Origin of the sequence: Thalassorhabdus alkalitolerans, from assembly GCF_042656525.1 — a bacterium.
Classification (GTDB): Bacteria; Bacillota; Bacilli; order Bacillales; family Marinococcaceae; genus Thalassorhabdus; species Thalassorhabdus alkalitolerans.
The window spans coordinates 83,215-104,272 of the sequence record NZ_JBHSOZ010000009.1; the positions used below are offsets into that span (position 1 = coordinate 83,215).

General features: G+C 40.7%; 25 protein-coding genes. 20 read left to right on the forward strand and 5 right to left on the reverse strand.

Annotation, left to right across the window (positions count from 1 at the left end):
- Nucleotides 1–121 precede the first annotated feature (121 nt).
- The 3 genes from ACFPU1_RS14725 to ACFPU1_RS14735 all read left to right on the forward strand — a co-directional run bounded on the left by ACFPU1_RS14725 (nt 122) and on the right by ACFPU1_RS14735 (nt 1,952).
- On the forward strand, nt 122–274 hold the full coding sequence (locus ACFPU1_RS14725) for a hypothetical protein (protein WP_198509004.1): 153 nt from the start codon (nt 122–124) through the stop codon (nt 272–274).
- Nucleotides 275–506: 232 nt separating this feature from the next.
- Nucleotides 507–1,154 carry a CAP domain-containing protein gene (locus tag ACFPU1_RS14730; protein ID WP_385942567.1) on the forward strand — a complete coding sequence of 216 codons (648 nt, stop codon included), beginning with the start codon at nt 507–509 and terminating at the stop codon, nt 1,152–1,154.
- Nucleotides 1,155–1,340: 186 nt separating this feature from the next.
- Nucleotides 1,341–1,952 (forward strand): nitroreductase family protein, encoded by a 612-nt coding sequence (locus tag ACFPU1_RS14735; RefSeq protein WP_385942569.1) that lies wholly within the window; start codon nt 1,341–1,343, stop codon nt 1,950–1,952.
- A gap of 69 nt (nt 1,953–2,021) precedes the next feature.
- Here the strand turns inward: ACFPU1_RS14735 and trhA are convergent, their stop codons facing one another.
- The 3 genes from trhA to ACFPU1_RS14750 form a co-directional block, all read right to left on the reverse strand.
- Complete coding sequence (gene trhA / locus ACFPU1_RS14740) at nt 2,022–2,666, reverse strand: PAQR family membrane homeostasis protein TrhA (RefSeq protein WP_385942571.1); 645 nt, start codon at nt 2,664–2,666, stop codon at nt 2,022–2,024.
- A 68-nt stretch (nt 2,667–2,734) separates the two neighbouring features.
- Nucleotides 2,735–3,043, reverse strand: coding sequence for a winged helix-turn-helix transcriptional regulator (locus tag ACFPU1_RS14745; protein ID WP_385942573.1), 309 nt, complete (start codon nt 3,041–3,043; stop codon nt 2,735–2,737).
- Nucleotides 3,044–3,238: 195 nt separating this feature from the next.
- Nucleotides 3,239–3,835 carry a cell wall hydrolase gene (locus tag ACFPU1_RS14750; protein WP_385942575.1) on the reverse strand — a complete coding sequence of 199 codons (597 nt, stop codon included), beginning with the start codon at nt 3,833–3,835 and terminating at the stop codon, nt 3,239–3,241.
- 288 nt (nt 3,836–4,123) lie between these two features.
- Here ACFPU1_RS14750 and ACFPU1_RS14755 point away from each other — a divergent pair, with 288 nt between their 5' ends.
- Nucleotides 4,124–4,537 carry a universal stress protein gene (locus ACFPU1_RS14755; RefSeq protein WP_385942577.1) on the forward strand — a complete coding sequence of 138 codons (414 nt, stop codon included), beginning with the start codon at nt 4,124–4,126 and terminating at the stop codon, nt 4,535–4,537.
- Nucleotides 4,538–4,789: 252 nt separating this feature from the next.
- Here ACFPU1_RS14755 and ACFPU1_RS14760 read toward each other — a convergent pair whose 3' ends face one another.
- Complete coding sequence (locus ACFPU1_RS14760; protein ID WP_385942578.1) at nt 4,790–5,632, reverse strand: GerMN domain-containing protein; 843 nt, start codon at nt 5,630–5,632, stop codon at nt 4,790–4,792.
- Between the two features lie 188 nt (nt 5,633–5,820).
- Here ACFPU1_RS14760 and ACFPU1_RS14765 point away from each other — a divergent pair, with 188 nt between their 5' ends.
- The 7 genes from ACFPU1_RS14765 to ACFPU1_RS14795 all read left to right on the forward strand — a co-directional run bounded on the left by ACFPU1_RS14765 (nt 5,821) and on the right by ACFPU1_RS14795 (nt 11,967).
- Complete coding sequence (locus ACFPU1_RS14765; protein WP_054636561.1) at nt 5,821–5,967, forward strand: BH0509 family protein; 147 nt, start codon at nt 5,821–5,823, stop codon at nt 5,965–5,967.
- Nucleotides 5,968–6,096: 129 nt separating this feature from the next.
- Complete coding sequence (locus tag ACFPU1_RS14770) at nt 6,097–6,267, forward strand: transposase (RefSeq protein WP_083465429.1); 171 nt, start codon at nt 6,097–6,099, stop codon at nt 6,265–6,267.
- 376 nt (nt 6,268–6,643) lie between these two features.
- Nucleotides 6,644–7,183, forward strand: a complete 540-nt coding sequence (locus ACFPU1_RS14775) for an RNA polymerase sigma factor SigX (RefSeq protein ID WP_385942581.1) — start codon at nt 6,644–6,646, stop codon at nt 7,181–7,183.
- Nucleotides 7,180–8,415, forward strand: a complete 1,236-nt coding sequence (locus ACFPU1_RS14780; protein WP_385942583.1) for a hypothetical protein — start codon at nt 7,180–7,182, stop codon at nt 8,413–8,415. Before ACFPU1_RS14775 ends, ACFPU1_RS14780 begins: the two co-directional genes overlap by 4 nt.
- 436 nt (nt 8,416–8,851) lie before the next feature.
- Nucleotides 8,852–9,913 carry an ABC transporter ATP-binding protein gene (locus ACFPU1_RS14785; RefSeq protein WP_385942584.1) on the forward strand — a complete coding sequence of 354 codons (1,062 nt, stop codon included), beginning with the start codon at nt 8,852–8,854 and terminating at the stop codon, nt 9,911–9,913.
- Nucleotides 9,914–10,449: 536 nt separating this feature from the next.
- Entirely contained in the window at nt 10,450–10,755 is a 306-nt protein-coding gene (locus ACFPU1_RS14790; RefSeq protein WP_385942586.1) for a hypothetical protein, read from the forward strand.
- A gap of 318 nt (nt 10,756–11,073) precedes the next feature.
- Nucleotides 11,074–11,967, forward strand: coding sequence for a metal ABC transporter solute-binding protein, Zn/Mn family (locus ACFPU1_RS14795; protein ID WP_385942588.1), 894 nt, complete (start codon nt 11,074–11,076; stop codon nt 11,965–11,967).
- Between the two features lie 122 nt (nt 11,968–12,089).
- Here ACFPU1_RS14795 and ACFPU1_RS14800 read toward each other — a convergent pair whose 3' ends face one another.
- Nucleotides 12,090–12,857, reverse strand: a complete 768-nt coding sequence (locus tag ACFPU1_RS14800; protein WP_385942590.1) for a rhomboid family intramembrane serine protease — start codon at nt 12,855–12,857, stop codon at nt 12,090–12,092.
- A 145-nt stretch (nt 12,858–13,002) separates the two neighbouring features.
- On the opposite strand from ACFPU1_RS14800, the gene acpS reads away from it, so the two are divergent.
- From acpS to ACFPU1_RS14845, 9 genes are all read left to right on the forward strand, one after another.
- Nucleotides 13,003–13,353, forward strand: coding sequence for a holo-ACP synthase (gene acpS, locus ACFPU1_RS14805; RefSeq protein ID WP_385942591.1), 351 nt, complete (start codon nt 13,003–13,005; stop codon nt 13,351–13,353).
- Between the two features lie 78 nt (nt 13,354–13,431).
- Entirely contained in the window at nt 13,432–14,970 is a 1,539-nt protein-coding gene (locus ACFPU1_RS14810; RefSeq protein WP_385942593.1) for an NAD(P)H-hydrate dehydratase, read from the forward strand.
- Nucleotides 14,971–15,019: 49 nt separating this feature from the next.
- Nucleotides 15,020–16,078 carry a LolA family protein gene (locus ACFPU1_RS14815; protein ID WP_054636567.1) on the forward strand — a complete coding sequence of 353 codons (1,059 nt, stop codon included), beginning with the start codon at nt 15,020–15,022 and terminating at the stop codon, nt 16,076–16,078.
- 140 nt (nt 16,079–16,218) lie between these two features.
- Entirely contained in the window at nt 16,219–17,364 is a 1,146-nt protein-coding gene (gene alr, locus ACFPU1_RS14820; protein ID WP_385942595.1) for an alanine racemase, read from the forward strand.
- A gap of 229 nt (nt 17,365–17,593) precedes the next feature.
- Nucleotides 17,594–17,884 carry a CopG family ribbon-helix-helix protein gene (locus ACFPU1_RS14825; RefSeq protein WP_374701240.1) on the forward strand — a complete coding sequence of 97 codons (291 nt, stop codon included), beginning with the start codon at nt 17,594–17,596 and terminating at the stop codon, nt 17,882–17,884.
- Nucleotides 17,885–18,297: 413 nt separating this feature from the next.
- The gene (locus tag ACFPU1_RS14830; RefSeq protein ID WP_054636569.1) at nt 18,298–19,125 is read left to right on the forward strand and encodes an RsbT co-antagonist protein RsbRA; all 828 of its coding nucleotides are present in this window, start codon (nt 18,298–18,300) and stop codon (nt 19,123–19,125) included.
- Between the two features lie 25 nt (nt 19,126–19,150).
- Nucleotides 19,151–19,507 (forward strand): STAS domain-containing protein, encoded by a 357-nt coding sequence (locus ACFPU1_RS14835; protein WP_054636570.1) that lies wholly within the window; start codon nt 19,151–19,153, stop codon nt 19,505–19,507.
- A 2-nt stretch (nt 19,508–19,509) separates the two neighbouring features.
- Complete coding sequence (locus ACFPU1_RS14840) at nt 19,510–19,923, forward strand: anti-sigma regulatory factor (RefSeq protein WP_054636571.1); 414 nt, start codon at nt 19,510–19,512, stop codon at nt 19,921–19,923.
- 14 nt (nt 19,924–19,937) lie between these two features.
- Nucleotides 19,938–20,951 (forward strand): PP2C family protein-serine/threonine phosphatase, encoded by a 1,014-nt coding sequence (locus ACFPU1_RS14845; protein WP_385942598.1) that lies wholly within the window; start codon nt 19,938–19,940, stop codon nt 20,949–20,951.
- Nucleotides 20,952–21,058: the final 107 nt, after the last annotated feature.

Sequence of the window (21,058 nt, forward strand, 5' to 3'; positions counted from 1 at the left end):
TCTATAAAACTGTAAAAACTGAGTAGAACACCTTTAAGAAACAGTGCCCTGTGGTATTGTATAGGCAAGGGAAAAGATCGCAACATAAGATCAGCCCAAACGACTAAAGGAGGATTTTATGATGAGTAAAAAACTACTTTATTCTTTATTAACAGGCGTACTAGCAGTCGGTGTCCTAGGTGCATGCGGGGACGTTGAAGATGACGGCGGCATGGACGATGGCGGCGGCATGGAAGACGATGGCGGTATGGAAGATGACGGAATGGAAGGCTAAGCCTTTCGTTTCCTTTTCAAAAAGGCTGGGGGGCATCCTCCAGTCTTTTTTTGTACTTAACTTCTGTGTAACAAATTTAAAAATTGTTACGTAAGTATAACTAAATTGTAATAGATGAAAAAAACTTAGAAAATCCCATATGTAATGGCAAAACTTACTCTTTGGGAAATTTTACCCCTCCCTTTCTTCTCTATCAATCTATGGCATAATGAATAGCGGAGGTGCAAGGATTATGAAAAAAATATTACTAGCATTAACTATTTTAGTAGCTATCCCTACCGCGGCAGCGGCTCAAGACCAGGATACACATACGGTTAACCCGGGAGAAACGTTGTGGAATATTTCACAGCAGTATGGTGTTGACTACAATGAGTTGCTTGAAGCAAATCCAAGCATTGAAAATGCTAATATGATCTATGCTAACCAAGTGATTCAGCTGCCAGGACAAAGTGGACAAGCTGCACAGCCTACTGTTCAGCAGCAAGCACAGTCTGAAAGTGAGTTTGAACAAGAGGTTATTCGTTTAACGAATGAGGAAAGGACTCAAAGGGGATTAGCGCCTTTAGAATCCTACAGCGAGTTATCTGACGTAGCCAGGTTAAAATCAGCAGACATGAGAGATGCTGGATACTTTTCTCACAACAGCCCTAATTACGGAAGTCCATTTGACATGATGAGCTCACAAGGGATAGATTACCGTGGAGCAGGTGAAAATATTGCAGCAGGGCAAAGGACTCCGCAACAAGTTGTTGATGGCTGGATGAATTCCCAAGGACATCGGGAAAATATCTTAAGAGCAGACTTTACCCACATTGGAGTGGGGCACGTTGAAGGCGGCAGCTACGGCCATTATTGGACACAAATGTTTGTCACTCGTTAATAAAGCCTTTCTTATAATACTACAGCAGTCCTTTGAGGACTGCTGTTTTTTTCCGTTTAGACGATATTAAATTAAGGCATAGGGGTGGTGAAGAGAGTTTTCTTTTTCTATGAGCATATTAGTTGCAGAATACGCATGTTAATGCAATCATAGAGCAAGCTAAACATCTGAAAGGAGAGACTCAACATGAGTGTTATTGAAACCATGAAAGAAAGACATTCAGTACGGAAATTCGACCCTGAGCATAAAATGTCTGAAGAAACGTTGCGTGAAATTATTGAAGCGGCTGCAGAAGCTCCTTCTTCCTGGAACCTGCAGCATTGGAAGTTCCTTGTTTTTCAATCAGAAGAAAAGAAACAAGAGCTTCTTCCGATTGCCTATAACCAGCAGCAAGTAGTCAATGGCTCTGTCACCATTGCAGTTCTCGGGGACAAAGAAGCTAACAAAAACGCTGACGTGGTGTTTGGAGAAGCCTTAAAACAAGGAGCTATGACTGAAGAAATTAAAGAAAAAATTGTGACAAGCATACATGGGGCATACGAGAGAGAGGGCTATAACCGTGATGCAGCGTTAATTAATGGCTCTCTTGCATCTATGCAGCTTATGCTTGCAGCAAAAGAAAAAGGATATGATACTGTTCCTATGGAAGGCTTTGATAAAGAGAAGCTGATTGAAACCTTTAATATCCCAGAACGTTATATCCCGGTCATGTTAATTGCAGTTGGAAAGGCCACAGGAGAGCCAAGACCTTCTTTTCGTTTCCCTGTAGATGATGTGATTATTAAAGATTCATTTTAGATGATGTGATTATTAAAGATTCATTTTAATAGAGGAAAAGAGGCAGGGATTTAGGTCCCTGCCTCTTTTTTATAAAGGCAATACATATCTGAATATAGCAAAGAAATGGGAAATCGAGCCTGCCAGCACAAAAATGTGCCATACGGCATGGTGAAAGGGAAAGCCTCTCCAAACATAAAAGATGGTACCTAAGGTATAAAAAGCCCCTCCTAATACAAGCAGAAAAACTCCGCCTCCCGGCAGCACTTCTGTGAGAGGTATCCATGCAATGACAATGATCCATCCCATCAATACATAAAAAAGAGTGGAAAGGAAAATAAACCTTTTTACAAAAAAAGCTTTAAACACTACACCAACCAAGGCTATCCCCCAGACCGTTCCAAACAGTGCCCAGCTCAGGGCTCCCTCAAGTACGTGAAAAAGAAAGGGAGTGTAGGTCCCGGCAATAAACAAATAGATGGAGGCGTGATCCATAATTTCAAATATATCTTTAGCCTTTCCCTTAGGGAAGCTATGAACAAGTGTAGAAGAAACATATAAAAGCAGCATTGTCGAACCATATACAGACATACTGACTACATGTAAGGCTGTTCCTTCAAAGCTGGCAAAAATAACTAAAATCACAAGGGCCGCAATGCTAAGAGCAACGCCAATGCCGTGGGTAACAGCGTTAGCTATTTCTTCTTTCCGTGAAAAGGTATGCGTCTCTCCCATATATCTAATCCTTTCTCTATACATTCTGCAGGCGGCTTAATGGTAAGAGTACTGAAAACTAACGAATATTAAAGCCATTTTTCTCCCCAGTTTTGTATGGCTTCAATTACAGGAGCCAGGGATTCTCCTTTTTCTGTCAATGTATATTCTATTCGAACAGGTTTTTCGGGAAAAACTCTTCTTTCTACTATACCATGCTCCTCCAGTTCTTTCATGCGTTCTGTTAAGATCCGGTCGCTCATATCAGGAATTTGTCTCTTTATTTCTTTAAAGCGCCTTGGACCCGCAAGAAGGACGCGAATGAGGAGGGCTGTCCATTTTTTGCCTAAGATGTCTACTGCTGATTCATACTTAGGGCACATTTGTGTATAATCCATCATCGTCACCCCTTTGGTTCCATCATAAACTCGTTAACGTTTATCTTATCACACAATAAATAAATTAAGGAATAAAGAAGACCGGCCATCGCATCCAAGGCATTGTAAAGCTGTATAAGATGTTAAACAAACGTTTGATTTAAAAATGTAACCTATAAAATAAGCCTGGCTTCCGCCAGGCTATCTTCTTATTACTTATTTTGCAAACACGTGGTCTCCGATTTGTATAGTCTCTTCTCTGGTAGCAATCCAGTGGTTAGATGCAGTGGCCGGGTTATAGAAGAAGAGAGACCCATTTCCCTGTCCTTCGAACGCAAGAGCTTCCTGGACAGCTTTTCTCGCTTCGCTGTCAGCGGGGTTATTAATTGAGCCGTTTGTAACAGGTTCAAAAGCATAGTTGCCAGTAGGAGAAACTTCATAAACTACATCATTAATAGTATTAGGGAACTCATCGCTTTCCACACGGTTAAGAACAACTGTAGCAACAGCCACTTTTCCAGCGTATGGCTCTCCTTTAGCTTCTGAGTGCACGACACGGGCCAGCAAATCTTTTTCATTTTCACTGATGCTCTGTGGAACAGTTATTTGCTCACCTGGGTTAACAGCTGCACTGCTTGTGTTGTTTAAAGATTTTAACTCTTCGACAGCAACACCATAGTCTTTTGCGATTGACCATAAAGATTCATCGTTCTCCACAGTATGAGTAGACTGTGCTTGAGCAGCTGCTCCTATTGTGAAAAATGCTGCTGCTGAAAAAACAGCAACTTTTATTCCTTTAAATTTTTTAAACATGGTAAAAACCTCCTGTTTGTGTTTTTTCACTATGGGTATAGTAACAAGAGGTATGTCATATATCTTCAGGAAAAAGTAACCATAGTGTATTTTCTAAGGTGAGAATCTTTTCATTTAAGGGCTGAAGGCTGTTTTTTAAAAAGAAATGACAGACGTAACGAAATTGAAACATTACCTAGATGTTAGTTTTAAAGAGTAAAATTTCCTTTTTTAATCCTTGGTTAAAGCTATTTACATAGAATGAAGTAAAAATGGTAACGAACCTTTCGTAACCAAGGAGGGGAGTCGATGTTCAAGAAAGCTGTGGTAGGTGTTGATGGATCAGAGCTATCTATTAAAGCAATAACTCATGTTTTGAATTTAAAAGGAGTTATAAGTGAGGTTGACCTCCTTTTTGTCGTAGATGGATCACATATGAAGGTGGATTTTTCAGATGGCTGGAAAGGGCTGGGCCTTTCAAAAGTTAAGGAGGAAAGGCTTAAACATTTAGAAAAAGAAGTAATAGAATCAGGAGTTTGCTGTAAAAAGCATATACTAAGAGGGGATCCTGCCGTGGGAATTACTTCCTTTGCAGCAGCGAATAAGAGTGATCTTATTGTGCTAGGAAGCAGAGGGTTAAATTCTCTTCAGCAATTTATTCTGGGGAGTGTAAGTGAAAAGGTGCTTCACACGTCTCCTTGTACAGTGCTTATTATTAAATAACTGAAAAAGAAAAGAGCCTCTTTTCTTTTTCAGAGCTTTAGCTCTTGCTCTTTCCGCAGGCGTCTCGTGAGAGGCAAAGTACAGGTAAAAAAACGAAATCGTGTTTGCCTGATTATAGTGAACTTGATAAAGGACAACTCCCAGCCGGATAATCTAACAGTTTTGAACAAAAATAAGGCTCCAATTATCAAAAGATGATAATTGGAGCCTTATTTGCTTAGGTGAAACAGTTTTGTGCCACCCTCTTGGGCATTAATTTATCGTACTGTATTCTTCGCCTTCATGAGAGAATGGTTCGCTTCCATCCAAATGTCCAAATAATGTTTCTTGTTCTTCGCCATTAATATGAATTTTAGTCTGGTTGTATCCAAATTGTTTCATAATGGCTGTTATTTGGCTGATAACAGCCATTTCTCCGCCTGAACCAAGGTTTGACTCAAGGAAAGCCGAGTTAAAAGAAACAATAGCTACCCCGTTTTCTGTGATGACAGACTGTACCTCTGTATTTTCGTCTAGTAAAGAAACAAGGTTTTCATGTTCAGGTCCTTGAACCCAGCTTCTCAATGCAGCCAGAGGAAGTTCACTCTCTGATTCTGCATCCACTGTATGCTCTTCGCGATAAATTTCCATTAACTGATCGTCAGAAAAATAAAGAGAAACAGTTTCGGTTACTCCTTCTTCTTCTACAGCTTCTTCTTCTACAGCTTCCGTTTCTTCTTCATTTACTGCTTCTTCTTGTCCTTCTTCAGGTACGGTGTCTTCTGTGCTGCTTTCATTATTGTCTTCATGATCAGCAGCAGGGTCGACTTCCGTTTCTTCTTCCTGAACGGCTTCATTTGAAGACTCTTCAGTGGATTCTTCTGTGCTTTCCTCTGTTACATCCTCAGTGTCTTCCGTTTCTTCTTCAGTAGCTTCTTCACCTTCAGCAGTTCCTTCTTCAGCTTCTTCTCCTGTACTTTCCGTTGCTTCTTCACTTGTCGTTTCTTCAACTTCAGAACCTTCGTTGGCCTCATCAGGGCTTGTCCCTTGACCGCAAGCCGCTAATGCCATAAAGCTGAACATTACAATAGTGATAAAAAATAATAAATGTTTCATGAGTGCTCCCTTCTTAAATCCTTGCTATTTTACCCTTTCAATGTGTTAGTCGATACGTGCAGAAAAAGGTTACAAAAAGTAGCTAAAAAAATTTTTAAAAAAGTCTAAAAAGTATTGAACTGCAATTAACTCTGTTATATAATACAGTTACAAAATAAATTATGTTATGAAACAGAGGAGGAGAAAAGATGAGTAGAAAAGAGCGGACAAACATGATCTCATTTATTTCACGTATCAGAGGAATGGAGGAAAGTAAACTTTCTATTATGACAGATGACGAAGTGGAACATATTTATGAACGAACGTATTATTCTCACGAAACTATCACTGAATAAGAGTAAGGCCTGCTGGAAATAGCAGGCCTTTTTTATGTAATCAGAGAATAGAGAGAAAGGTCCCTTGACAACTTTTCATTATTTTCTTAAAATTCAGTTAATATGTAAGCGTTTTCAAAGGAGGTTGTAATGAAAAGGACACGTTATTCAAACGAATTTAAATGCCAGGTTGTAAAGGAGGCAATGAAAAGAGGCAATCAGTCATGGGTAGCGAGAAAATATGTTATTAGTGTAGGTCTTGTAAACAGGTGGATAGTAGAATACCAGGAAGGCAAGTTAGTAGAAAACAAAGAAAGATAACCCTTGGCTAAAGTCTTTTGTTTTTCCTCAAAAAAATTTGTAAGACTTTCCCTCCTGCATAATACTCTGCATGCTATAATATTAGTGATTTAATTCAGGAAGGTGAATTCACTTGAGGAAATTATCCAACAAAGGCTTATTTTTCTTTATTTCTACACTTGCTGTTTTATATGGCATATTATATTGGGTTTTTGCTTTATCTTTAAATTCTTAATAAGCGTTCTGAAAAGATGGAAGCTCTACAGATGTTTATCTGTTAGGGCTTTTCTTCTTGGAGTCAGCGTCGTTTACATATATCGTTTTAAAGATAAGACAGGGGTTTCTGCCCTTGTAACATTTATGACGAAAGAACGTCTAAGAAAGGGGAGGGAGAATGGTGAATGAAGAATTTGACAGGATTTATGAAACTTACCACCAATCCCTGTTTCAGTACTTATTTTATTTAGTAAAAAACCGAGACACAGCAGAAGAGCTGGTGCAGGAAGTTTATATTAAGGTCTTTCAGTCTTATTCAGGTTTTGAAGGCAAAAGCAGTGAAAAAACATGGCTTTATTCTGTTGCCAGGCATGTGGGTATTGACTGGATCCGTAAGCAAAATCGGCAGAAACGCAGGTGGCTTGGCTTATTCTCTGTGGCTTCAGAGGAAGAGATTAAAGATCCATCTCCACTCCCAGATGAAATCGTGATGTCGAGAGATGGTATTCAAATGATTTATTCGAGCTTGCAGAAATGTAATTTAGATCAACAGCAAGTGATTATATTAAGGTATATAGACTCGTTAACCATCAAGGAAACCGCTGAGATATTAAATTGGTCAGAAAGCAAAGTGAAAACAACTCAACACCGAGCGATACAAAAACTAAAAGAATTAACGGGGGAAGTAGTATCTTCAGCGGTAAAGGAGGGGGAAGGATGAAGATAAGAGACTTTCAAAGACAACACATAGAAAACACTCTCCGTGATATGCCTGAGATCAGGGATTCTCGTTCAAAAGCGGAAATCTATTCCCTTATTAAAAAGAAACAGAGCAAAGAGGGCCGAAAGAAAAAATGGCTGATGCCCGCAACAGCCTTTATGGTCGCCTGCACTGTATTCCTTCTCCTGTTTCCTTCATTGCTTAATGAAATGTTTCAATCTGTCTCTTCTCATAATCAGGAGGCAGGATTGGTGAGGAGCGGGGATTCTCAAGTTAAACCTTCCATAGAGGAAAGGGGGCCTATGGAAAATGGAAAAAGTGAACATTACTTTGCTGAGGACTTTACCGCTGAAAGGGCTGATGTTGATACAGCTTTGACGATGGGAGGCGAGAAGTATACGCCGGCACTTCAGCAACAGGATCTGAAGAACAATGAAACAACAATAACAACTCCTTACATGGATCCAGGAGCCAAATTTGTCATCCCACTTACTTTCATTGTTAAAGCTGACCAAACGGAAGAGGAGGCAATTATTCATTTAGCTAATGATTACGCAAGAGAAGAACTTGGTTTGGATCCGGTGTTTTCAGAGGACATTTTGTGGGAATCAACAGCTGACAAGGTAATGGAAGCTCATTTCTTGAAAGATGCTCAAGGATTAAGCAGCGTGGAAAGCCAAATGCTTTTTACTGGAATGATAGAAAGCTTTCGTTATAATTCCGTTGAAAAGGTTTTATTTTACGAGAATGGAAATAAGGGTGTTTCTATAGGGAACTACGGGTTGATAGAGGAATTGGAGGTTTCGGAATCAAATAGAGGTTATTACGCTTACGAAACGGAAACTGGTTATCAATTACTCGTGAGCGGGAATAGTGTTCAGGCTCCAGTATATAACGAAGCCAATGAGCTTCTTTCCTTTAAAGAAACGATAAAAGCTATGGAGGAGTATGAAGAAACGGGAGAGACTGATAGCGTCATTCCAGAAGGAGTATCGGTAGAGGAAGTTATAGAGAGAAATAGTGAGGTCACTATCAAGCTTTCCGAGGAAAGTGTTCTTCCAGAGGAAGAACACATGAAGATAATGATGGATGCTTTTTTGTTAACGGCGAAAGATTTTAACTATGAAGAAGTTCGAATAGAGCACAATGTAAGTGAGTACGGTGAGATTTACAAATTAAACGAACAGCTGCCTGCTGCTATTGCCCCTAACGTCATTGGATATCAACGTTAATCCACTTCTTTGAAGTTGACGAGGAATGCTGATGATACAAAAATAGAAAGAATACGACTTTTCCCGGGAAATACTTCCGGCCGCCAGTATTTATTGTCGAATAGTTGATAGAGGGTGAGTTTTGAGAAAGATGAAATCAGCCGCAGAAATTTAACCTCACTTAAAAAATGAAATAAAGTACAGGGAACTGCGCGTGGCGGTTCTCTGTTTCTTTCTCTGAAGCTTGCTATCTATGAAGGGGCGGGCCAATATTCTTTCTTATACGAATGATTATTCAGAAAATAAGGAAATGTTATACTATGTGTCGTTGACGTGGAAATAGGAGGGTGCTATAATTTAGCTTGTAATGAAAATCATTATCAATTAAATTATAATAATTCTAAAATAGAAGTTTTTTATAAAACATATATTTTTTGCTCGCCTGGGAGGGTCAAGCATGAGTTTTATACACTTACAACAATTAACAAAGTTTTTTAACAAAACTTCATTAAAACCAGCTGTCGACCAAATTGATTTAGAGATAAAAAAAGGTGAGATTATTACTTTTCTTGGGCCGAGCGGTTGCGGGAAGACTACCACATTGAGAATGATTGCGGGCTTTGAACAGCCAAGTGTCGGCTCTATCAGTATCGACGGCAAGACAGTATCGGATAGTAACTTTTCATTGCCTCCTGAAAAAAGAGGAATTGGAATGGTCTTTCAAGAATATGCTCTTTTCCCCCATCTTAATATTGAAAAGAACGTAATGTTTGGATTAAATAAATGGCGTCCGCGGGAGAGGAAAAAAAGAGCTGCTGAAGTACTGGAGCTAGTTGGACTTGAAAGTTATGCTGATCGATTTCCTAATGAACTGTCCGGCGGGCAGCAACAGCGTGTCGCGCTGGCAAGAGCTTTAGCCCCTCGTCCTCATGTAGTATTAATGGACGAGCCATTTAGTAATCTGGACGCAGGTCTTAGAGAAAAGATGAGAATTGAAGTGACAAGCATCCTTCGCAAAGCAAACACAACAGCTATTATTGTAACCCATGACCAAAAGGATGCCTTTGCAGTGTCTGACCGTGTCGTAGTAATGAAGGAAGGCGTCATTCAGCAAATTGCTGCTCCAAAGGAGATGTACCGTTGCCCTAAAAACTGTTTCGTAGCTCAGTTTGTTGGAAAAACTAATCTATTGAGCGGTAAGCTGTGTCCGGATATGAAACATGTAAATACTCATATAGGCAAAGTGTGTCTTCCTCAGCAATCAGAAACAATGATCGAAAATGTTAAGGTTTCAATACGTCCGGAAGGATGCCGTCTTGCAGAGCAAGGACGTTACAATGGAGAAGTAGTGCAAGTCACTTATGGCGGTGAGTATCAGGAACTCCAAGTGCGGCTTGAGGAAGGAAACAGTGACAGTGTGGAGCCTATGGTGATCTATGCACCTATTGAGCAGGATATAGAAATAGGTTCATCCGTTTCGTTTGACATAACTCCTGAACTTGTAGCTTTAGTTGAGTAGAAAATAGAAAGGTCCAGCCTCTTAAATAAGCACTCCGAATTTTTTGTACTATAGAAATTCGGGGTGCTTTTCTTGTGACTATTTTTAATAGGTTCTGTAGAAGGTAAATGGTGATTTCTTATAAGTAGTATGGTGGAGATAAAAACGCTAATTTTCTCTCAACGTGTTTAAAGTTCAGTTCCAGCTAGAGACATTTGTCGAAAGAAAAAGAGGGAATATCTTCTGTATTCTTCAAACTTCATAGAGAAATCATGCTATAGTAGTAATAAACTTAAATCTCTTTCTGCTGTAAAGAGAGTCTATAGAAGAACCAGGTGTACTTAAGTAGTAATTTAATTTGTGCACAGTCTTTTCGGTTCCAATAAACTGAAATTTCTGTTTATGGGACAGCCCAACTGTAGTATACAAGGTGTATGCTACAGGGGAGAGCTGGAAAATATTGCATCAGTTCGCAAGCCTCCCGGCGCCGAAATTGAATTTTCAGGCAAAGCTTCATATTCCGAAGCTAAAAATTTTAAAAAGGGTGATGGGAAAAAGTGAAAACAATCAGAAAGAAAGCAGATATTGAAGAGGTGCTTGGAGCATTCTCCCAGTATGCTGACTTTGATGTGACTGGCCACAAGTACTATTTGGTATTTAAGGATAGACAAAGAAATGGTCAGTGGACCTTAATGAATACAAATGGAAAATGGTCAGTGCATGGAAAAGGAGAAGAATACTGCGATCCTGAAGAAATGTTTTTAACTTACAATGAACTGCTTACGTTCCTCTGGAAAAACAGAGCGGCTGTCAACTATACATTAAAAAACCAAAGCCACAAAGGTCACTATATAAATGCGTAGTATATGGATGAAACCGTCAGTCTTTCTGGCGGTTTTTCTTTTGGAATAAGAGGGGGGAACAGTGATAAAAGGAATAAAAAAGGGTATAGCCAAATATTTATTATTGAGCCTGTTGTAGATTCCCTGAGTGAATGAATGAAAGAAAAGCTCCGGGGCTTTTTTGTTTTTTGCTAGACACCAGGAATGAGGTATGGCAAAATAATAAATGTTGACCACGGTAAACTATTTTTACTTAAGAGAAATAATATATTTTTTTCTTAATAATTTGCCCTTGGTAAATTATTTTAGTTTTGATTAAATAACTTGGAGGGGATGAAAATGAAGAAATGGTTAGTGAGTGCAGGAGCTTGTGTGCTGGTGCTTGCGGGCTGCGGAGATGGGAGTGAACAAGAAACCGAGAATGAGGGCATGCAAGTGACTGTCAGCTTTTCTATTCTTGCTGATTTCGCAGAACAAGTAGTGGGGGATCGGGGAACTGTAGAGTATCTTGTTCCAATAGGGGAAGAACCTCATGAATATGAGCCTGTCCCAAGTGACTTTCAAAAAGTCAGTGACGCGGATGTTTTCTATGTAAATGGGCTTGATTTAGAAGAGTGGCTGTCTGGCCTGGTGCAAAATGTAGGAGATGTACCTATTGTAGAACTGACAGAAGGAATTGAGCCGGTGCCTTTGGAAGGAGAGGATGGAGCAGATCCTCATGCATGGCTGTCTCCCGAGCTTGCTCATGTGTATATAGAAAACCTGGTTGAAGATTTAGTTGAACGGGATCCTGAAGGTGAAGAGGAATACAGGGAAAATGCAGACGCCTACTTGGAGGAGCTTGAGGAGCTCCATGAGTGGACCGTAGAAGAGACTGACCAAGTACAGGAAGAAAACCGTTATATCGTTATGTCTGAAAATGCTTTTAAATACTTTGGAAGAAGTTACAACTTTGAAACAGATGGAGTCTGGGAAATTAATTCTCATGAAGAGGGGACGCCCGGGCAAATAAACAGATTGGTGGATTTAGTGGAAGAACAACAAATCCCGGCACTATTTGTAGAATCAACCATAGATCAAAGATACATGGAAACAGTTTCAGATAATTCCGGGGTTGAAATCTATGGTGAGGTTTATACTGACGCTCTTGGAACTGAAGGAAGCGGAGCAGAAACCTACATTGATATGATGCGTCACAATGTGGAGACCATTGTAAGCGGGCTTACTCAGTAAAGCATTCAAAAGAAAAAGGAGTCACCCAAAACACATTTTGGTGACTCCTTTTTCTTATTTAGAGGCTATGTTACAGAAAGGGAAAACAGCTAAGGTGATGAGTTATTAAGATACGTGTCCTTTTAAAACAGTTGGCCAATTACTCCGATTATGACCAGTATAATGAAGAGGAGGCCAATGAAATTCAAAACCTTTTGTCTTGTTAGGAAGCGCCTTTTTTTCCATCGATTCGGGTTAAAAGTCACTTCAGTGTCTTGATAAGTTTTTCTGGGGGCTGCATAAAAGGGTCTGGCTTTTCCCAGAAAGAGAGGGGCTATCACGATTCCTGACAGAAGTCCGAAAATATGGGCGTAAATGTTTATGCCGGGGTTGAGAAACGTCATGATAACCCCGATCACTACAATGACCAAAATGATTTGGGAGTTAACTGAATCAATTAAATCCTTTCTCATAAACACCATATACGCATACAGTCCGAAAAGGCCGAAGATAGCTCCTGAGGCACCTAAGTGAAAATTATATCCAAGGCCGCCAATGAAGAAAGTGGCGACATTAGCCAATATCCCTGTTAATAGATAGACACTGATAAACCTGATTTTTCCGAGCATTTGTTCTAAGGCGGGAGCAAAGAGGGCAAGGGCAAAAGAATTAAACAACAAATGGCCAACGCCGACGTGCATAAAAATGGGAGTGACCAGGCGCCAGTATTCTCCAGCAGCGACCCATGGGTTAAACCCTATCCCAAGCCAGTATACTAATTCTCCCAGAGGGAAAATGGAACGAGTGAGAGGGTTGATTAGTAAAAATATGATAAGATGAATAGCAATTATGCCCGTAATTACCGGGTAATCTCTCCTAAATGTATAAAAGGTTTCATGGCGTCTAAACATTAACATCTTCCTTTGTGTGAATTAATTGTATTTGGGTCTTGCTCGCAAAGAAGCACTCAAATAAATGTTCAAATAGATATTCCGTTTATACATTTATCTTAGCATATGGTGATTTTATCGGAGAAATGAAAGGATTAGATAATTGATGATTAAGGGAATTGGGATAGATATTATAGAATTAAAAAGGATAGAGAGAATGCTGGAAAACCCAAAGTTTCTTGATAGAATCCTGACGAGCAGGGAAAAAGAGCTTCTTTACAATGTATCGCCTGCTCGCAAGGTAGAAATTGCGGCAGGCAGGTTTGCAGGAAAAGAGGCTTATGCTAAAGCCTGCGGAACAGGGATTTCAAAGGAAACAGGCTTTCACGATATTGAAATACTCCCTGATGAAAAGGGGGTTCCAAAAATAAGAGGAAAAAGTCAATCAGAACGCCTGCATATTTCTATTTCACACAGTACAGAGTATGCCGTAGCTCAAGTTATCATCGAAGAATAATTTCAACGCTTGTCAACCTGTCTGCATAACTTCTGAATACAGTTCATAGAAATGTAGTGCGGTTAGGAGGGACCTACCATGCAAGTGGTAACTGGAGAAGAAATGGGGCGAATCGACCGCTTTACCATTGAAGAAATAGGGCTGAAGGAAGAGGTGTTAATGGAGAGTGCCGGCCGTGCGGCGGCAAATAAAATCATGGAGAGTATTTCTCCTTCTGACAATGTTGGAATATTAATTGGAACGGGCAACAATGGCGGTGACGGATTTGTAATAGCGAGGTGTCTCCTTGATGCTGGATTTAAGGTGGATGTATGGCTGATTCCCCCGGAAAGCAAGGTGAAAGGGGCAGCTCTTTACCACCTCAATGTATTTAAAAATTCGGGCTACACCTTTGCTGACTACTCCTCTTTTAAAAGTGATGAGAAAGAAGTTCCGGGGCAATGGGATGTCATCGTTGATACCTTGTTAGGGACAGGGGTTCAAGGAAGTTTAAGAGAGCCCTATCATGCAATAGTTCAATCAATTAATCAAAGTTCCTGTAAGGTTATATCGGTTGACATTCCAAGCGGTGTTCCTGCAAACAAGGGTGAAGTTGAGGGTGAAGCCGTAAAGGCTTCTGTCACGTTCATTCTGCAAAGCCCTAAGCTTAGTGCATTTCTGGCGCCAGCAGATGAATATTACGGGAAGTGGGAGTGTGTGGATATTGGACTTCCAATACGTGCTTATCACGCTGTAAAACCGGACAGGTATCTTTGGAGCAGGGAACAAGTATCTGCTTCTTTTCCGGCGCGTAATAAGCACACCCATAAAGGCAGTTATGGAAAAGGGCTCCTTGCAGGAGGTTCAATCCATATGACAGGAGCACCCGTACTTGCCGCGACATCTGCCCTCAGGTCAGGAGCCGGACTGCTGACTACGGCTGTGCCAGAGGAAGCTCTTTCAACAGTAGCAAGCCAGGTTGCCGAGTCCACTTTTCTGCCTTTGCCTTCAAAAGAAGGGGAAGTTTCAGAGGAAGTAGGAACCTTGGACTTGTCACTAAGTAATTATGACGGAGTGGCTGCTGGGCCTGGACTTGGGAGAAATGAGGGAACCCGGACATTTGTTCAAAAGCTCTTAAATGAAGTGAAAGGGCCTTTGGTTCTGGATGCTGATGCTCTCTTTGTTTTGAAGGAGCTGGGGGAAGAGTGGAGAAAGAGAGACTTTCCTCTCATTTTAACTCCTCACCCAGGCGAGTTAGCACACTTAACCGGCTTAAGTCCTGCTGAAGTCAACCGCCAACGTTTTTCAATAAGTCGTTCCTTTGCAGCACAGCACGGCTGCTATCTGATATTAAAAGGGCCTCATACAATTGTTACGACTCCAGAAGGCAGGCAGTACGTAAATGACAGCGGAAATCCTTCCTTAGCTAAAGGAGGAACAGGTGATGTCCTGACAGGGATGATCCTTTCGTTTGTCATGAGTCATTCTGCTATCCAGGAGGCGTTAAGCAACGCTGTATTTCTTCATGGGAAAGCGGCTGATATGCTCGTTGATGATGTCTCATCCCCCCATTCTGTAGTGGCTGGGGATGTCGTTCAACAATTACCACTTACATTTCGTTCTATTCTCCATTCATAACACAGGTTCCCTTCTTTGTCGTATTTTAGGACAAAGGAGAGATGAGGACGTGCGCAAGCGTTGGCTGTTATGTTTGACTATGATCGTCCTGGTAATAACTGTTACAGCGTGTGGGGAGAAGTCCCAGGAAGACGTTGTGAAAGATCTGGATAAAACACTTCAAGAAATGAGCGGGTATCAAGCGGAAGCGACAATGGCCCTGCAGACTGGCCAGGAACCCCGTTCTTATGAAGTGGACGTCTGGCATATGCAAAATGAGAAGAACAAATATTACCGGGTTGCTTTGAAAAATGATAATGAAGAACAAAATCAAATGATTATTCGAAATGATGATGGTGTATTTGTACTGACGCCTGCATTGAATAAGAGTTTCCGTTTTCAAAGTGACTGGCCCAATAACAACAGTCAGGTCTATCTTTATGAGTCGTTGATTTCAGATATTTTAATGGATGCCGAACGAACTTTTGCTGTCCATGAAGACAAATATGTATTCGAAACAAAAACGAATTATCAAAATAAAAACCTCCATCACCAAGAAATTACTCTGGATTCTAAAAGCCTGGTCCCAGTGTCAGTAAAGATCTATGATCCTGACTACGAACTCCTCGTAGAAGTAACATTTACTAATTTTGAAATGAATAAAAGTTTTGATGAAGCAGACTTTGATACTGAAAAGAACATGACAGCAGCAGATTGGGAAGTGCCGGCAATGGCTGATGAAGCACCCGAAGGAACAGAAACAGTTATTGAGGAAGAACAGCAGTCGGAGGAGTTTGCAGTGGCGTACCCGACTTATGAGCCTCAAGGTTCTTCTTTGACTGATTCTGAAGAAATACAAGGTGAAGATGGAAAAAGAGTGATCCTCTCTTACACTGGAGAAAAATCCTTTACTATTATTCAAGAAGAGGCACAGACAGTCCCTGCAATGGCTGAGGTTGAAGTCGGAGCTGGAGACCCGGTAGACCTTACTTTCACAGTGGGAATACAAACAGAAGATTCTTTGAGCTGGACCTATGATGGAGTCGATTACTTTTTGGCTTCTAACGATTTGTCACCAGAAGAAATGATGGCTGTTGCTCGTTCTATGGAAGGAACGATGGTGAAATAAGTCTTGGGGATCAGAGAGTCTCTCTCTGATTCTTTTTTTGACAAAAAGTTTATGTGCCAAGTACACCTCATTTGTTGACAACACTGGTTCTTCGGTTCAATAATCGATAGAGATAAAGAAACATACCAGGGGGAACCGACATGGCCTTTTCAGAGACATCATTCAGAGATACATGGGCAGAAATCAACTTGGATCACATCTATGAAAACGTAGCGAGAGTGCAAAAGAATTTCAGACAGGAAATGAATGTAATGGCTGTAGTAAAAGCTGATGGATATGGCCACGGAGCCGTCAGAGTAGCAAAAACTGCGTTGCAGGCTGGTGCTTCCTATTTAGGTGTGGCCCTTTTGGAAGAAGCTATGGAGTTACGAGAAGCGGGGATAGAGGCTCCTATATTGGTGCTCGGCCGAACAAGGCCTTCAGATGCAGACATTGCAGCCTTTCATAATATCACTTTAACAGTTTTTCAGGAGGAATGGCTGAAGATCGCCAGCCGCTACCTTAGCAAACCTCTTGCAGTTCATTTGAAATTTGATACAGGAATGGGAAGGATAGGGCTTAGAGAAGAACAAGAAGCTGAAAGTATTCTTGATTATTTGGCAGGGAGCAGCTTATATAAGACAGAAGGGATTTTCACACATTTTGCTACAGCGGACGAGTTGGATAATTCTTATTTCACCAAGCAGTATGAGCGTTTTCTGAAAGTGCTGGATCTGGTGGAGAAAAAGGGTGTGAAACCAAAGTACATTCATTGCGGAAACAGTGCTACAGGACTTCGCTTTCCCTCAAAAGCCTTTAACATGTTTCGCTTTGGTATTTCCATGTACGGACTGTCACCTTCAGAAGAAATTAAAGATGTCCTGCCATATCCTTTAAAGGAAGCTTTTTCTCTGCACAGCACACTTGTTCAGGTTAAGAAGGTACCCAAAGGGGAGAGTATCAGTTATGGAGCTACCTATACTACGCAAAATGAGGAATGGATAGGAACCGTTCCCATTGGATACGCAGATGGGTGGTATCGCTATCATTCAACTCAAGGCGGTTATGTGCTCGTCGAAGGGGAAGAAGCTCCAATTATCGGCAGAGTTTGTATGGATCAAATGATGGTGAGGCTTCCTTATAAAATGGAAGTGGGCACAAAGGTCACATTAATTGGAAAGCAAGGCGGTAAGCGGATTATGGTTGATGACATTGCAGAAAGGCTGGGAACGATTAACTATGAAGTGCCTTGTATGATCAGCAAGCGAGTGCCTAGAGTATACCGTGAACAGGAGGCCGAATCGTAATACTTGATTTTCGTCGAATAAAGAAGATTTATTTCTGTAAAAAAAGAAGGAATTTTTTACTATTCATCGAATACACATTAAGAGATGTACAAATCTATCAGGATTATATCAAGGGTTTCAGCTCTTTTTATGCGGTGAATTTTATTTTAATTGTCCTTTTGCAAATTCGACTTTAGGATGCTATGATAAAAAGGAAGAACATCAAAGGTCGTTAAGGTGTACGTTGGAGGTGTGTTTCGTGTTCCAAAAAGGCACAAAGCAGATCAAAATCAGCCTGCCGGAAAATCTTTTACAAGAGGTGGACGGTATTATTAGCTATGACAAAATAAATCGCAGTGAGTTCATTCATCAGGCGACAAAGGTTTATTTGAAAGAACGTCAGAAAGCTAAGACACGTGAATCCATGCAAAAGGGCTATTTAGAAATGGCGAAGATCAATTTGAACATTGCTGCCGAATCCTTTTTAGCAGAAGAAGAGGCTGAGAGTAATTTAGATGATCGTTTAGTGAGCGGAGTATAAGTTGCTTTGGCACCTGTTTTAAGAGAACGGATTTATTATTATTTATTAACCCCAATTTTTATATTGCCAGGATGCGATAACTTCAAGTTATGCTCTTAATCAAAAAAGTTGCTGCTCTGTAGCAACTTTTTTGATTAAGAAATACTTTACATACCGGTCGTTTTAAAAGAAGGTAATATCCTTCCTTAATTTTATGGATGAAAGGTTTCCTTTCCTTCTGCCCCTGTTATGTATTTTGTATTATCCTTTCATTCCCTCTGATTTTAGAAGTAAACACCCTTTCTCACTGATAATGCCACCAAAGGAAAAAGTTATATCCTGCTGATAATTAGATTTGTTTGCGCCATAGTGAAAGTCGTGGAATAATAGAGGGAGATATTTTTGCAGTGATCAGCTCATTTGGAGGAATTTTTATGAAACCATCCATCATTGAGATGATATTTAGTCAGCGTTATGAGCTTGAAGAGCGCTGGCTGAAGGAAATTGAAGCAGTCCGATCATCTCAGTCCTTATCAACAGCTCCTGATGATTTATATGAAAAGACAAACAGGGAGTTTGTACAGGTTATTATTGATACACTTGAATTAGAGAAGGCACAGGCAAAAGAAAAGATTCATTCGTTTGCTGAGCGTTTCATGTATTCTGGATGGCCATTAAGTTATTTTACTCAAGGTTTGCAAGCCTTTAGACGGGTTGTCCTGGAAATGATTACAACTGATGGATCCATCGCCTCGAAAAGAGTATTTGAAACGTTTTATGAAGTAGAGAGCTGGATTGATGGAATCGTTAACTTATTAGTAGACGAGTATTCTGGTTCATGGGAAAATACTATACAAATACAGAAAATGGCACTCAAGGAACTTTCAGCTCCTCTCATTCCTGTTTTTGAAAGTATAAGTGTGATGCCATTGAGCGGTACAATTGATACAGAACGAGCAAGACTCATCATGGAGAATTTACTGGACGGTTTAATAGAATATCGTTCTCAAGTCGTCCTTATTGATATAACTGGCGTCCCGGTTGTAGATACTATGGTAGCCCACCATATTATCCAGGCAGCTGAAGCAGTCCGCCTCGTCGGGGCAGAATGTGTCTTAGTGGGGATCAGGCCGGAAATTGCCCAGACAATTGTTAATCTGGGGATAGATTTAAGCAAGTTCCCGACAAAGAGCACCTTGCGTAAAGGAATCGAAGCGGGACTTGAAATGACAAACCGTAAGATTGTAAAAACGCAAACGTAAGTGGATTAAAGAGCGGAGGGTAAAAATGCGCATTCCTATATTGAAACTACACGAGTATTTGTTGATTTCGGTGCAAGTAGAATTAGATGACCAAACGGCCCTTCAGTTTCAGGAGGATTTACTCAGCAAAATTCACCAGGAAGGTTCAAGTGGAGTTGTAATTGATTTAACTTCCGTGGAGATGATTGACTCGTTCATCGCTAAAGTACTAGGGGACGTCGTAGAAATGTCCAACCTGATGGGAGCTAGAGTGGTTTTAACCGGCATTCAGCCGGCTGTGGCAATAACCCTGATTGATATGGGTGTCAAGCTGGATGAAGTGCCAACTGCCCTTGATTTAGAGCAGGGTCTTGAGAAACTTCAACAGGAATTGGAGGGATAAGAATGGGTATCCAATCCAAAGTTGAAGTACATACGGAATGGGGGATTGTATCTGCCCGCCAGGCTGGTAGAAACCATGCGAAGGACCTGGGGTTTGGCAGTGTAGACCAGGCACGTATTACGACAGCTATATCAGAACTTGCAAGGAACATTTACCTTTATGCGGAAAAGGGAGAAATCATCATTGAACCAGTTGAAGAAGTTCAAAGCAACGGCATGAAGCGTGGTCTGCGGATTACAGCAAAAGACCAGGGACCTGGAATCAATAACATCAGGCAAGTGATGGAGGATGGATTCACTACATCCGGAGGTTTAGGAGCTGGCCTGCCTGGTGTAAAACGCTTAATGGATGAATTCGAGATTGATTCACAATCTGGACAGGGAACCACCATTAGTGCGATTAAGTGGCTCCGTTAAAGGGAGGATCAATGTTGGCTGATTCATATGCGATATTGGAAGATCAATATAAAAAAATACTTAATAAGTATTTACAGGAAAAAGATGAACAGGGGCTGTATCACGCCCAGCAGTTCAGCAAGAAGGTGATGGAAAATCAAATCTCGCCTGAAGAAATGGTCAGTCTTCATCTTGAAATCATCGAAGATTTGTTTCCTAACCTTCCTGCTGGAGCAAGAGATTCATTTGAATTTCTTCTAGAAGTTATGATCGGATATGGCCTTGCTTACCGGGAGCACCAGAGCCTGCGCGACAGACAAAAGGAACTGGAAGCTGAAATTAATGTTGCGGCTAATATGCAGCAGACGCTTTTGCCAAAGGAAGTTCCTTATATAGATTCTTTAGACATTGGCGTCATTAGTGTGCCTGCTTCTAAAATGAGCGGGGACTACTATCATTTTGTCAAAGACGAAAATGGCTGCCTTGGGGTTGCTATTGCGGACATCATTGGCAAAGGTGTGCCTGCTGCTTTATGTATGTCTATGATTAAGTATGCAATGGACAGTTTACCGGAACAGCGCTTGCAGCCCGGGGCATTACTGGAAAATTTAAACCGTGTAGTTGAACAGAACGTAGCGGCTAATATGTTTATTACTATGATGTACGGGTCCTACGATCCTCGTGTACATCACTTTTATTATTCAGGGGCCGGACATGAGCCTGGATTTTATTACAATGCTAAAAATGACTCGTTTGAGGAACTCTATGCGAAAGGTCTTGTGCTTGGAGTAACCCGAGAAGCAAATTTCCGGGAATACCATAAAAAAGTAGAAGTCGGCGATTTTGTTGTTTTGCTTTCTGATGGTGTTACAGAGTGCAGAACAGATGAAGGCTTCATCGAGAGGGAAGAAATTACAAATTTGATCCGGCAATATAGTCATATGCCAGCTCAAGAGATGGTTAACAACGTATTTTATCAACTTGAAAAGCTTCAAGGCTTTCAATTGAGGGATGATTTTTCTCTGATTATTATTAGAAGAAAGGTTTAACGTTTTATCATGAAGGGTAATATTCATATGAGTATGGCCTTTTTGCCATTATTTCTAACCTGCATAATATACTGTTAAAACAAGGACTCGCCTCTTTCTACAAAGAT